Here is a 14,648-nt window from a genome sequence, read left to right as displayed (position 1 = left end):
TCAATGAATTTGAAAAAAAATACTGAATTAGTTTTTCAGCAAATAGCTGATGCTAGTCAAGAAGCCAACCGTGCTCTAGATGCTGTTTCAGTAATCGCAGTGACAAAGTATGTAGATGTACAAACAGCGGAAGCCTTGCTTCCGCTTGGTGTCCGTCATATAGGTGAAAATCGAGTTGATAAATTTTTAGAAAAATATCAGGCCTTGAAAGATTACCCAGTTACTTGGCATTTAATAGGAACACTACAGAGACGGAAAGTGAAAGAAGTAATCCCATTTGTGGATTACTTTCATGCTTTAGACTCCCTAAAGTTAGCCCAGGAAATTCAAAAGAGAACAGATCATGTTATCAAGTGTTTCTTGCAGGTCAATATTTCTGGGGAAGAAAGCAAGCATGGGTTTTCAAAAGAAGAATTGCTAGAACTTTTGCCAGAATTGGCTAAGTTAGATCAGATTGAGTATGTTGGTTTAATGACCATGGCTCCTTTTGAGGCAGACAGTGATGAATTGAAAGAAATTTTCAAGGATACGCAGGCTCTGCAAGCAGAAATTAGAGAAAAACAAATCCCTAATATGCCGATGATAGAGCTAAGCATGGGAATGAGTCGTGATTTTAAAGAAGCGATTCAGTTCGGCTCAACCTTTGTTCGAATCGGTACAGCATTTTTTAAATAGGAGAGAGCTATGTCTTTAAAAGATAGATTCGATAAATTTATAGATTATTTTACAGAAGACGGAGAAGAAACGACTAACTACCAGACTCAACAAGAGGAAACAGTTAGCCCAGCCATCTCATCTTCTAAAGAATTACCAGCACCTGCTCAGTCAGGATCAGCAAAAGATGCAAATATTACTCGTCTTCATGCGCGTCAGCAAGAATTGGCAATGCAAAGCCATCGTTCAGATGAGAAAGTGACAATCGACGTTCGCTATCCAAGAAAATATGAAGATGCAACTGAAATTGTAGATTTGTTGGCTGGCAATGAAAGTATTTTGATTGACTTCCAATACATGACAGAGGTACAAGCCCGTCGTTGCCTTGATTACTTGGACGGAGCCCGCCATGTCTTAGCTGGGAATATGAAAAAAGTTGCGAGTACGATGTATCTATTGACGCCTGTCAACGTTGTCGTGAATATTGAAGATATCAAACTTCCAGATGAATCACAAAGCGCTGAGTTTGGTTTTGATATTAAACGAAATAGAGCAAGATAATGATTTTCTTAATCCGTTTAATCCAAAATGCGGTTAGCATTTATTCCATCATTCTCGTTGCATTTGCTCTTCTTTCATGGTTTCCAAATGCCTATGAAAGCCAACTAGGTCGCTTAGTTATCAGACTTGCTCGCCCAGTTATTGAGCCACTTCGTAAGCTCAATCTACAATTTGCTGGTCTTGATTTTACGGTTTGGGCAGCGCTGATTTTGATTCAGTTTGTTGGAAATCTCTTAACACGACTAGTCCTATTACTATGACAGTAAATCGAGCCATTTATCAGCATTTTTCCCAAGATGATATTCCCTTTATTGATAAGGGGTTAGAGTGGATCAAGCGGGTAGAAGATACCTATGCGCCGGTACTTACTCCTTTTATCAATCCCCATCAGGAACAGATCTTGAGGGTGCTAGCTGGGACATATGGACTGGGTTGCCAAAGTAGTGGTGATTTTCTTCCGACAGAGTCGGTTCGAGTTCTTCTCTATCCAGATTACTTTGAACCGGAGATATCAGACTTTGAAATGGCCTTGTTGGAAATTTGCTATCCGAGTAAGTTTGAGCAACTGAGTCATGGAAAAATATTGGGAACAATCATCAACCAACTAGGGATTGACCGGAAATTATTTGGTGATATCTTGGTAGATGAAAAGAGAGCACAGATTTTTGTCAATCGTGATTTCATTCCTCTTTTTCAGGATGGAATAAGAAAGATTGGCAGACTTCCTGTATCGCTGGAGGAACGTCCTTTTACCGATAGGATTTTGTCTAAAATTGATTATAGAGAACGAGAAATTTTAGTTTCGAGTTTTCGATTGGATGCCCTCTTATCAAGTGCCTTGAAATTATCTAGAAATCAAACTAGCCAACTGATTGAGAAAAAATCTGTCCAGGTAAATTATCATGTGATTGAAAAATCTGATTACCAGGTTGCAGTTGGAGATTTGATCAGTGTGAGAAAGTTTGGTCGTTTGAAAGTTGTCAAAGACAATGGTCAGACCAAAAAGGATAAGAAAAAACTAACAGTCCGGCTACTTTTAAGCAAGTGAGAAGAAATATGTCGATTACACCACAAGAAATAAGTGATAAAGCTTTCTCAAGAACATTCAGAGGCTACAATCAGGAAGAAGTTGACCTCTTTCTTGATAAGATTTACTTTGAATTAGAGGAGATGATTCGATACAAAGATGAAACTGAACTCTATATCAAAAAACTAGAAGAACGTCTTTCCTATTATACGAATGATATTCCTAAGAGAACAGTAACAAGCGAGCAAGAACCAGAAGCAATTAATGATTCTATTTTTTATTAAGTAAGTGAGGAAAAGTATGCCAATTACATCGTTAGAAATTAAAGATAAAACCTTTGGCACAAGATTTAGAGGTTTTGACCCAGAAGAAGTAGACGAGTTTCTTGATATCGTTGTTCGTGATTATGAAGACTTGGTTCGTAGTAATCACGATAAAGAGACACACATCAAAAGTTTGGAAGAACGTTTGTCTTACTTTGATGAGATGAAGGATTCCTTGAGTCAGTCAGTTTTGATTGCTCAAGATACAGCTGAGCGTGTCAAACAAGCTGCTCAAGAACGTTCAAACAATATTATTCAACAAGCTGAACAAGATGCTCAGCGTTTGCTTGAAGAAGCGAAATACAAGGCAAATGAAATTCTCCGTCAGGCTACAGATAATGCGAAGAGAGTGGCTGTTGAGACAGAAGAGTTGAAGAACAAGAGCCGTGTATTCCATCAACGCCTCAAGTCTACGATTGAAAGTCAATTGGCTATTGTCGAGTCATCTGATTGGGAAGACATTCTTCGCCCAACAGCTACTTACCTTCAGACAAGTGATGAAGCCTTTAAAGAGGTGGTGGGTGAAGTTCTTGGTGAAACTGTATCTTTACAACCAGAGGAAGAACCAATTGATATGACTCGCCAATTCACACCAGAAGAGGTTGCTGAATTGCAAGCTCGTATCGAGGCTGGCAATAAAGAATTAGCTGAGTTTGAAGCTCAACAAAATCAACAGACAGAAGAAAGTGACCAGCATGAAGAGTCAGTTGAAGTAGAAGCTACTGCGGCAACTGAGAACGATGCAAATAAAGAATCTGTTCTTATCCTATAAAAAAATGTGAGAACAAGATCCAACCAACTATATTTTCAGCGAGCGGGAGATGGTGAGAGTCCTGCAATCCCTAGTGGTTAGATTATCCTCTCAATCAATCTAGTCCGAAAGCAGTAAGACTAGACGTCCCCCACGTTACGGGAAAAGAGGAAAAGAGACCCTGTCTTTTTTCGAACAAAGGTGGTACCACGATTTTCGTCCTTTTTGCGAATCGTGGTTTTTATTTTGTCAGTTTAAATTAAAGGAGTAACAATGAAACTTAAAGAAACCCTCAATTTAGGGAAAACAGACTTTCCTATGCGTGCTGGTCTTCCAACTAAAGAACCAGTTTGGCAAAAAGAATGGGAAGAAGCAAAACTTTACCAACGTCGTCAAGAATTGAACCAAGGGAAACCACATTTCACCTTGCATGATGGACCTCCGTATGCAAACGGAAATATCCACGTTGGACATGCCATGAACAAGATTTCTAAAGATATTATTGTTCGTTCTAAGTCTATGTCAGGGTTTTACGCCCCTTACATCCCAGGTTGGGATACTCATGGTCTGCCAATCGAACAAGTCTTGGCAAAACAGGGTGTTAAACGCAAAGAAATGGACTTGGTTGAGTACTTGAAACTTTGCCGCGAGTACGCTCTTTCTCAAGTTGATAAACAACGTGAAGACTTTAAACGTTTGGGTGTTTCTGGTGACTGGGAAAATCCTTATGTGACTTTGACTCCAGACTATGAAGCAGCTCAAATCCGTGTCTTCGGAGAAATGGCTAAAAAAGGCTATATCTACCGTGGTGCCAAGCCAGTTTACTGGTCATGGTCTTCTGAGTCAGCCCTTGCAGAAGCAGAAATTGAGTATCATGACTTGCTTTCAACGTCCCTTTACTATGCTAACCGTGTCAAAGATGGAAAAGGTGTGCTCGATACAGATACTTACATCGTTGTATGGACAACTACTCCATTTACCATCACAGCTTCTCGTGGTTTGACAGTTGGAGCAGATATTGATTATGTATTGGTACAACCAGCTGGTGAATCTCGTAAGTTTGTAGTTGCTTCAGAATTATTGAATAGTCTTTCTGAGAAATTTGGTTGGGCGGATGTTCAAGTTTTGGCGACCTACCGTGGTCAAGAATTGAACCACATTGTGACAGTCCACCCATGGGATACGGCTGTAGATGAGTTGGTAATCCTTGGTGACCATGTTACGACTGACTCTGGTACTGGTATTGTCCATACAGCCCCTGGTTTTGGTGAGGACGACTACAATGTTGGTGTTGCCAACGGCCTTGAAGTTGCTGTAACAGTTAACGAACGCGGTATTATGATGGAAAATGCTGGTCCTGAATTTGCGGGTCAGTTCTATGACAAGGTTGTGCCGACTGTTATCGAAAAACTGGGTGATTTACTCCTTGCTCAGGAAGAAATTTCTCACTCATACCCATTTGACTGGCGTACCAAGAAACCAATCATCTGGCGAGCTGTTCCACAGTGGTTTGCTTCTGTATCTAAATTCCGCCAAGAAATCTTGGATGAAATTGAAAAAGTGAAGTTCCACTCAGAATGGGGGAAAGTTCGTCTTTACAATATGATTCGTGACCGTGGTGACTGGGTTATCTCTCGTCAACGCGCTTGGGGTGTTCCGCTTCCAATCTTCTACGCAGAAGATGGTACAGCTATCATGACAGCTGAAACGATTGAACATGTAGCTCAACTCTTTGAGGAACACGGTTCTATCATCTGGTGGGAACGTGATGCTAAGGACCTCTTGCCAGAAGGATTTACTCATCCAGGTTCACCAAATGGCGAGTTCAAGAAAGAAACAGATATCATGGACGTATGGTTTGACTCAGGTTCATCATGGAATGGAGTGGTGGTCAACCGTCCAGAACTTAAATACCCAGCAGATCTATACCTTGAAGGTTCTGACCAGTACCGTGGTTGGTTCAACTCATCACTTATCACATCTGTTGCCAACCATGGCGTAGCGCCATACAAACAAATCTTGTCACAAGGATTTGCCCTTGATGGTAAAGGTGAGAAGATGTCTAAATCTCTTGGAAATACCATTGCTCCAAGCGATGTTGAAAAACAATTTGGTGCGGAAATCTTGCGTCTCTGGGTAACAAGTGTGGACTCAAGCAACGACGTGCGTATCTCTATGGATATCTTGAGCCAAGTCTCTGAAACTTACCGTAAGATCCGTAACACACTTCGTTTCTTGATTGCCAATACATCTGACTTTAACCCAGCTCAAGACGCAGTGTCTTACGATGAGCTTCGTTCTGTTGACAAGTACATGACCATTCGCTTTAACCAGCTTGTGAAAACAATTCGTGATGCTTATGAAAACTTTGAATTCTTGACAATCTACAAGGCCTTGGTGAACTTCATCAACGTTGATTTGTCAGCCTTCTACCTTGACTTCGCTAAAGACGTTGTTTACATCGAAGGTGCCAAATCACTCGAACGCCGTCAAATGCAGACAGTCTTCTATGACGTTCTTGTCAAAATCACCAAACTCTTGACACCAATCCTTCCTCACACTGCAGAAGAAATCTGGTCCTATCTTGAGTTTGAAGCTGAAGAATTTGTTCAATTGTCTGAATTACCAGAAGCTGAAACTTTTGCCAACCAAGAAGAAATCTTGGATACTTGGGCAGCTTTCATGGACTTCCGTGGACAAGCTCAAAAAGCCTTGGAAGAAGCACGTAATGCCAAAGTTATCGGGAAATCACTCGAAGCACACTTGACAGTTTATCCAAACGAAGTTGTGAAAACTCTTCTTGGAGCAGTGGACAGTAATGTGGCTCAACTTTTGATCGTGTCAGAATTGACCATCGCTGAAGGTACAGCTCCAGAAGGCGCAGTTAGCTTTGAGGATGTTGCCTTTACAGTTGAACGCGCTGCAGGTGAAGTTTGTGACCGTTGCCGTCGTATCGACCCAACAACAGCAGAACGCAGCTACCATGCAGTCATCTGTGATCACTGTGCAAGCATCGTAGAAGAAAACTTTGCAGATGCAGTTGCAGAAGGATTTGAAGCGAAATAATCAGATTAGAAATATGTCTTCTCATAGTTTAAGGTGAGAGGAAAGGTAAAAGAGAGAAAGTCATTTCTCTCTTTTTTTGCTGGTAAAAGCTTAGGACAAAGATTTAGAAATTCAACATTTTTAAGGAAAGTTTTAAGTTGATTTTTGAGATTTTTTCAAAAAGGGAGGTCGTATTTTGGTACTTTTCAAAAGCATGTGTTGCTTCTAAAAATCGCGACAAATAATTTGAATAATCAAGTGAAATCGGGTAGAATAGAAAGGATTGAATAATATATTGAAGAGGAAATTTTGAGAATGAAACATCGGTTTTATGGAGAAAAACGACAGCGTTTTTCTTTCCGAAAGTTGTCTGTTGGGCTCGTTTCGGCGACTATTGGAAGCTTCTTTTTGAATGGGCAAATGGCTGGGGTCTTGACTTCTGTGAAGGCAGCAGAAATTCAAAGTCAGCAGTCTGCTCAGGTTAAATACCACTACGTAGTGGAGTCTGAATTGACAGAGGCAGAGAAGAGTGCCTTGATCAGGGAGATTCCAAAGCATGTTGAGGATGCTTCAGAGACTTATTACTTAGTTTATCGTCCGACTACTCAAGGGGATACATCTGGAGTATTGCCTAAGACAGGTCACTCCGGCCTTTGGGAATCCACTTTTACAGCGATGGGTCTTGCATTACTAGTGCTTGTAGTTGTTAGAGGCAGAAATGGGAAGAGGTATTTATCTTCGATCTTGTTGGTAACTGGAATGGGATCCATGCTGCTATCTCCAACAGTCTTAGCAGTGACGAATATCGAACTTGCGGCATATAATCAAAGTCTTAACTTGGGTCTTGGAGATGCACTTCCAGCGCCATTGAAAATTGACGGTTACGACTATATCGGTTATCTAAAGAATGAAGAACAAAATGATAGTCATTTAGCTCATTCTGCTCATAAGGAAAATCCGACACTTGACTTGGAGAAAGAGAAGGGAAGTGAACTTAAACCGAGTGAAACAAATCTTGATATGAAAGAGATTGTTTCAGATCAGGGGGATGCTTTAACTGAGGAAGAAAGAGAAGCTATAGCTGCTAAGGAGATTGAATTCACACGCTCAACTCCTATTTATGACTTACCAGAACTAAAAATTAGTGAGCAAAAGTCAGTCCAAGAACTTCCTTATCAGACAAAATACCAATATTCAGATGAATTGGCTCAAGGTCAATCAAAAGTTATACAATCAGGTGTTCGAGGTCAACGTACAGTTGTTACTCGTCATTATCGTAAGGGTCAAGAAATCGTGAAAAGCGAAATGATTTCTGATCAAGTGACGCTTGAACCTGTTTCTGAAATTATTTTAGTTGGAACAGCTTCAACTAACTCGATACCAAAAGAAACTCCAGTTCATGAGCTTCCAGAACTGACGGAATATGGCACAACTCCAGAAACAGCACTAGTTCACGAAGTTCCAGAACTGGCAGAGTATGGCACAAGTCCTGAAACCTCTCCAATTCACGAAGTTCCAGAATTGACAGAATACGGAACCAGTCCCGAGACATCTCCAGTTCACGAAGTTCCAGAATTGGCAGAGTATGGCACCAGTTCTGATACAGCTCCAGTTCAAGAGATTCCAGAACTGACAGAATATGGGACAAATCCTGATACAGCTCCTATTCATGAGAATTCTGAGTTAGAATTGACTACAAATGATGAGGTTAGAATAGAAAAGATTGATTTTTCTATTGACGAGCAATATACAGATGAGCTTCCAGAAGGAAGTCGTCAAATCACAACTCCAGGAGTCCAAGGTGAGCGTACCATTAAGACTCGTGTCTACAGTTCTAACGATCAAGAGGTTGACCGCCAAGAGTTGTCCAACGAGGAAACTCTAGCTCCCGTAACACAAATCGTCAAGGTCGGCACGGCTAAGCCAACTATGGTACCGAATGAAGCACCGAAAGCAGACGCTCTGCCAGAATATCCGTTGACATATACTGACGAAACTCGGGTTGAGAAAATAGCCTTCAACATCGAGGAGCAATATACGGATGAGCTTGTTCGAGATGCTCGTCAAATCACAACTCCAGGTGTTGAGGGAGAGCGCACGATTAAGACTCGCGTCTACAGTTCTAACGGTCAAGAGGTTGATCGCCAAGAGTTGTCCAACGAGGAAACTCTAGCTCCCGTAACGCAAATTGTCAAGGTCGGCACGGCTAAGCCAAACATGGTACCGAACGATCCACCGCAAGCAGACGCACTGCCAGAGTATCCGTTGACTTATACCGACGAAACTCGTGTAGAGAAAATAGCCTTCAACATTGAAGAGCAAACTACGGATGAATTGGTCCAAGATGCCCGCCAGATCACAACACCAGGTGTTGAGGGAGAGCGCACGATCAAGACTCGCGTCTACAGTTCTAACGGTCAAGAGGTTGACCGCCAAGAGTTGTCCAACGAGGAAACCCTAGCTCCCGTAACACAAATCGTCAAAGTTGGTACGGCTAAACCAACTATGGTACCGAATGAAGCACCGAAAGCAGATGCTCTGCCAGAATATCCGTTGACATATACTGACGAAACTCGGGTTGAGAAAATAGCCTTCAACATCGAGGAGCAATATACGGATGAGCTTGTTCGAGATGCTCGTCAAATCACAACTCCAGGTGTTGAGGGAGAGCGCACGATTAAGACTCGCGTCTACAGTTCTAACGGTCAAGAGGTTGATCGCCAAGAGTTGTCCAACGAGGAAACTCTAGCTCCCGTAACGCAAATTGTCAAGGTCGGCACGGCTAAGCCAAACATGGTACCGAACGATCCACCGCAAGCAGACGCACTGCCAGAGTATCCGTTGACTTATACCGACGAAACTCGCGTAGAGAAAATAGCCTTCAACATTGAGGAGCAATATACAGATGAGCTTCCAGAGGGAAGTCGTCAAATCACAACTCCAGGTGTTGAGGGAGAGCGCACAATCAAGACTCGTGTCTACAGTTCTAACGGTCAAGAGGTTGACCGCCAAGAGTTGTCCAACGAGGAAACACTAGCTCCCGTAACACAAATCGTCAAGGTCGGCACGGCTAAGCCAAACATGGTACCGAACGATCCACCGAAAGCAGACGCACTGCCAGAGTATCCGTTGACTTATACCGACGAAACGCGCGTAGAAAAAATCAACTTTAGCATTCGTGAAGAAGAAACCGATGAGCTTGTTCAAGATGCTCGTCAAATCGCGACTCCGGGTGTTGAAGGTGAGCGCACGATTAAGACTCGTGTCTACAGTTCCAACGGTCAGGAAATCGATCGCCAAGAGTTGTCTAATGAGGAAACTCTAGCTCCCGTAACGCAAGTGGTCAAAGTTGGAACGGCTAAGCCAACTATGGTACCGAATGAAGCTCCGAAAGCAGACGCTCTTCCAGAGTATCCGTTGACATATACGGATGAAACCCTCGTAGAGAAAATAGCCTTTAACATCGAGGAGCAATATACGGATGAGCTTGTTCGAGATGCCCGTCAAATCGCAACTCCAGGAGTCCAAGGTGAGCGGACCGTTAAGACTCGAGTCTACAGTTCTAACGGTCAGGAAATCGATCGTCAAGAGTTGTCTAATGAAGAAACCTTGGCTCCAGTAACGCAAATTGTCAAAGTCGGAACAGCTAAACCAAACATGGTACCAAATGATGCACCGAAAACAGACGCTTTAGAGGAGTTCGATTTAATTTCACTGCATAATCTCTTGGCAGAAGCGGATCAGATTAAAGCTCAGGCCCGTTATTTCAACGATAGTCAGAGTCATCAAGTTAACTATGATGCTGCTTTGACGGCTGGTCAAGCGATTCTGAGCCAATCCCAAGCCAGTCAAGCAGAAGTCAACCAACTGGTGGAACAAATCAATCAAGCTAAGGCTCAATTAAGTGGTCCTGATGTTGTTAAAACGGCTCTTCAGACTGAGTACGATTTAAATCCAACGGTTAAAACTTCGGTTAAATATAAGAATGCGGATTCAGATAAGCAGACAGCTTATACTGACGAATTGACCAAGGCAGACAAAGTTTTGAACAATCAAACTGCTACACAAGTACAGGTCAATCAAGTTCTTGCTAGCCTGACAGCAGCCAAAGAAGCTCTAAATGGAGTGCCTAAAGTCAAGCCGACTGTTTCGATTTTAAGTCTGACTGAGAATGTTGATGATAAGTCGGTGACGGTCCAATATAGATTGGAAGATCAGACCCAGTCCTTCCGTTCAGCGACTGCAGAATTGTACCAGGGAGACCAGCTGATTCGCACTCTTCCAATTACCAACTTCGCTGGCAGCTTGAAAATTGGCGACCTAGACTACTACACAGGCTACACTCTAAAAACCAAGTTGACTTATGAACTGGATAATGGCAGCTTTACTGAGTTTGAAACAGACAGTCGTAACTTTGAGTTAGAATACAAGAAGATTGCCTTCCGTGATATTGATTCTGTTGAGTTTTATCATAAAGAAAACGACCAATACAAGCGCTTTGTATCGATGAGCTCCATGCCTACAGATCTGTCTACCTACTTCGTCAAGATCAAATCAAGCGAATCCAAGGAAATTCTCCTACCAGTTCACAGTATTTCTGAAGCAGAGAAAGATGGCAAGGCCGTCTATAAGGTTAATGTAACCCTTCCTGAACTCGTCCAAGAAAGTGAAGCGGGCTACAAGTCTGGGCACGACTTCTACATCAGTAAGGCAGTCCCTAGTCAGCAAAATGTCTACACTAGCTTTGCTGGATTGGTAGACGCTATGAAGCGAAATATGGCAGGAAACTATGTGTTGGGAGCTGATTTGGATGCGAGCGAGGTCAACCTAGCTCCTGCGGACTATGTCTACCTCAAAGGGAACTTCACCGGCAGTCTGACGGGTAGTCAAAATGGCAAGCAATATGCGATTTACAATCTAGCCAAGCCTTTATTTGAAAACCTCAAGAGTGGGTCTACCATTTCAAATATCGACCTTAAAGATGTGAATATCGTGGGTACCTATGACTCGGCTGCGCTGGCACGCAATGCGGAGAATGCGCGAATCACAGATGTTTCTGTTCAGGGGAGAGTATCGGTAGTAGGCAACGCTTCTAACGTAGCTGGTCTTGTAGTTAATGGAACCAATACGAAGATTGCAAATAGTTCCTTTACGGGGACTATCCTATCTAACAGTCAACACATCAAAGCCTATAACGTAGCTGGTTTGGTTGCAAGCCTTAAAGGAGGAGAATCTCTTCTTAGCCAAAGTAAAGCAGACGTAACGATTATTAGTGGTGCTCGATCAAATGAACAACGTATCGGTGGTTTGGTTGGACGTCTAGAAAACAATGCTCGAATTACCAAATCTTATGTGACAGGAAAACTATATAATTCAACCACTAACGGTCAAATCGGTGGAGTGGTCGGCTCGAACTACTTTAATGGTTTGGTTGATAATGTGATCAGTAATGTTAGCGGTACAAATGTTTACAGTATTTCTGGGGATCAGGGCTACAAAAACGACCGCATTACGCAAGCATATAAAGTTGCTAAAAGTGAAACCTTGAAAAACGATCAGTTTGTTACTTCTACTATTACTCAAGAAGAAATGGAAGAAAAACTGACTGCTATGGACATCACGACTAGCCTAGATGACACGAATCTAAATATGCGTTTTGTCGACTATGGTGAGGTAAACAATGCTCAATTCGACCGCGGATATTCTTACGCAAACATGGAGAAGCTGCTTCCTTTCTACAATAAAGAAACCATTGTTTCGTTTGCTAACAAGATCCCGAAAGAGCATAAGTTGAACAAGGAGTACCTACTGGATGTTGTTCCGATGAAGGGTGATCAGGTTATCACTGATATCCATGGCAATAAAACTGGAATCAATCGTTTGATGCTTCACTACATGGACAATACTATTGACTACCTAGAAATATCTTATCAGGGAGATTTCGTCAACCAAGGTATTGCTGAGTATAGAATGAAGGGATTAGACCTACTTTATACTCCAGAAGCCTTTGTATCAGATTATACAAGTATTCTAAATCAAGTGTTGCCAGAGCTGAACAAGGTCGTTCTTGATTCTCCAGCTATGCGAACTGCTCTCGGAGTAGCAGCAGACACTTCTTTGGATGAACTATACTTAGACACTGCATTTACGCAGGTGAAAAGTAAGCTATCAGGTGAGCTTCGCAAAGTGCTGGCTATGGATAAGGCTATCAATACTGAAGGTGAAGTAGTTAAGGATTATCTTGTTAAGAAGATTCTTGCTGATAAAGAAGCTTTCCTATTGGGTCTGACTTACCTTAACCGTTGGTACAATATCAACTATGATACCTTTAATGTTAAGGACTTGTCGGCTTACAAGATGGATTTCTACGGTAAGAATGACGTTTCGGTTCTTGATACAATCATTGCTTTAGGAAAATCAGGACTTGAGAATCTCAAGGCTAAGAACAACTATACAGCGTATGATAATTCGCTCTCTGAAGCAACTGGTAAACGAGGACTCTTCAATTACCTTGAAGGTTACCGTCAGCTCTTCCTACCATATAAGACCAATAATGAATGGCTCAAAGCCAATACAAAAGCCTACATCGTTGAGGCTAAATCGGATGTAGCAGATGCTAGACAGCTTCAGGATGCAGCCGAGGGCAAGAGCAAGTACTCTGTCGGTGTTTATGATAAGATTACTGCTGATAATTGGGAACACAAGGGCATGCTCCTGCCACTCTTGACCATGACGGAGAAAGGTGTCTATGCTATCTCTAATATGTCTACCCTCTCTATGGGAGCTTATGATCGCTACCGCCTGGATGCCAATAACAGAGTGCGCACAGACGCAGAACTAGTTGAATATGTCGAAGACAGAGTGAGAAAAACAGCTGAATACCAGCGCGACCACTATGATTTCTGGTACAAGATTCTGAATCCGGAAAGCAAGGACAAGCTCTTCCGTTCTGTTCTGGTTTATGACGGATTCTCATTGGTTGACAAGAATGGTCAAAGATATTGGGCTCCAGCTAATGACAAAAAATCTCTAGCTATGCAGGAGTTCTTTGGACCTGCCGGCAAGTGGTATCCAAGCAAGGGTTATAATGCCTATGCTACGGGTAGTGTAACTCACTTTGATGCTGCTAAATTGTTGGAAGACTATGGTAACTCAGTCTACACGCATGAGATGACCCATAACTCTGACGGTGCAATTTACTTTGAAGGTTATGGTCGTCGTGAGGGACTAGGTGCGGAACTCTATGCTCGTGGACTCTTGCAATCTTCGCCAAGCGCAGATGAACCAACCATTACGCTCAATACTCTCTTCAAGGTGGACAAGGATTCTAAGACACGTATGCATACCTATAATTTCAAGGATCGTGTTCAAAATGCAGCAGACCTGCAACACTATGTCCATGGCATGTTTGACATGATCTACACCTTGGACTATCTAGAAGGTACTTCTATGCTGAAGCAGAGTGATGCTGCTAAGTTACAGTGGTTCAGGAAGATGGAGAATTACTATATTACAGATAAGTATGGCAAGGAGACCCACGCTGGAAACCAGACGCGAAGCTTTACAGCTGAGGAAATCAAGCAGCTGAAGACCTTTGACTCCCTGATTGAAAATGATGTGATCACTCGTCGGGAGAATAAGGAAAGTGGGAAATATGGTCGAAATGGCTACCTCAGTCTCAGCCTCTTCTCACCAATTTACTCAGCCTTGAGCAATCCAAATGGAGCGCCAGGTGACGTCATGTTCCGTCGCACAGCCTATGAATTACTGGCCGCCAAAGGCTACCATGATGGATTTGTCCCTTATGTTTCTGGTCAGTACTCTCAGGAAGCCTTTGATGAAGGGATGAAAACGTGGGACGGATGGTCCGGAAGAGATGTTGGTCTCGTGACAGACCAGAAAGTCTTGGAAAATGTATTCAAGGGTGAATACACCTCTTGGGTAGCCTTCAAGAAGGCCATGTACAAGGAGCGAATTGATCAGCTGACCAAGCTGAAGCCAATTACCATTGAGTACGAGCTTAAAAATCCAAACAGTACCAAGAAAGTAACCATTCGTTCTTATGCAGAGATGCAGCAGTTGATGGATGCAGCAGTGGCAGAGGATGTACGCAACATTACCAATGCTACTAGCCGTGTTGAAGCTAGCTGGGTCAACCTGCTCAAGAAGAAGATTTACAACGCTTATCTTCGTGAGACAGACGACTTCAGACAGTCTATTTTCAAGAAATAAGGAAAATACTCTGTTCAATCAAAATTTAAAAAATTCCTAGGTATCCTTAAACCTA

8 protein-coding genes are annotated in these 14,648 nt (G+C 42.4%); all 8 read left to right on the top strand.

The genetic code is table 11. From position 1 onward, the window contains the following. Positions 1 to 3: 3 nt before the first annotated feature. The 8 genes from ACT17O_RS07835 (at position 4) to ACT17O_RS07800 (ending at position 14,593) form a co-directional block, all read left to right on the top strand. Entirely contained in the window at positions 4 to 675 is a 672-nt protein-coding gene (locus ACT17O_RS07835) for a YggS family pyridoxal phosphate-dependent enzyme (protein ID WP_216733939.1), read from the top strand. A gap of 9 nt (positions 676 to 684) precedes the next feature. After that, the gene (locus ACT17O_RS07830; RefSeq protein ID WP_000053367.1) at positions 685 to 1,215 is read left to right on the top strand and encodes a cell division protein SepF; all 531 of its coding nucleotides are present in this window, start codon (positions 685 to 687) and stop codon (positions 1,213 to 1,215) included. Next, complete coding sequence (locus ACT17O_RS07825) at positions 1,215 to 1,475, top strand: YggT family protein (RefSeq protein WP_000576501.1); 261 nt, start codon at positions 1,215 to 1,217, stop codon at positions 1,473 to 1,475. The genes ACT17O_RS07830 and ACT17O_RS07825 overlap by 1 nt, the downstream gene beginning before the upstream one ends. Next, complete coding sequence (locus ACT17O_RS07820; protein WP_033630074.1) at positions 1,472 to 2,263, top strand: YlmH family RNA-binding protein; 792 nt, start codon at positions 1,472 to 1,474, stop codon at positions 2,261 to 2,263. Before ACT17O_RS07825 ends, ACT17O_RS07820 begins: the two co-directional genes overlap by 4 nt. An 8-nt stretch (positions 2,264 to 2,271) precedes the next feature. Further along, complete coding sequence (locus ACT17O_RS07815; protein ID WP_000028988.1) at positions 2,272 to 2,526, top strand: DivIVA domain-containing protein; 255 nt, start codon at positions 2,272 to 2,274, stop codon at positions 2,524 to 2,526. A 16-nt stretch (positions 2,527 to 2,542) separates the two neighbouring features. Beyond that, positions 2,543 to 3,337, top strand: coding sequence for a DivIVA domain-containing protein (locus ACT17O_RS07810; protein WP_044020427.1), 795 nt, complete (start codon positions 2,543 to 2,545; stop codon positions 3,335 to 3,337). Positions 3,338 to 3,589: 252 nt separating this feature from the next. Continuing rightward, positions 3,590 to 6,382, top strand: a complete 2,793-nt coding sequence (gene ileS / locus ACT17O_RS07805) for an isoleucine--tRNA ligase (protein ID WP_444817382.1) — start codon at positions 3,590 to 3,592, stop codon at positions 6,380 to 6,382. Positions 6,383 to 6,676: 294 nt separating this feature from the next. Further along, the gene (locus tag ACT17O_RS07800; protein WP_216733935.1) at positions 6,677 to 14,593 is read left to right on the top strand and encodes a ZmpA/ZmpB/ZmpC family metallo-endopeptidase; all 7,917 of its coding nucleotides are present in this window, start codon (positions 6,677 to 6,679) and stop codon (positions 14,591 to 14,593) included. Positions 14,594 to 14,648 lie beyond the last annotated feature (55 nt).

It is taken from the genome of Streptococcus sp. HJ1 (genome assembly GCF_052399005.1).
Classification (GTDB): domain Bacteria; phylum Bacillota; class Bacilli; order Lactobacillales; family Streptococcaceae; genus Streptococcus.
The sequence above is the reverse complement of the archived record's forward strand: the minus strand, read 5'-3'. Positions and strand labels throughout refer to the sequence as shown.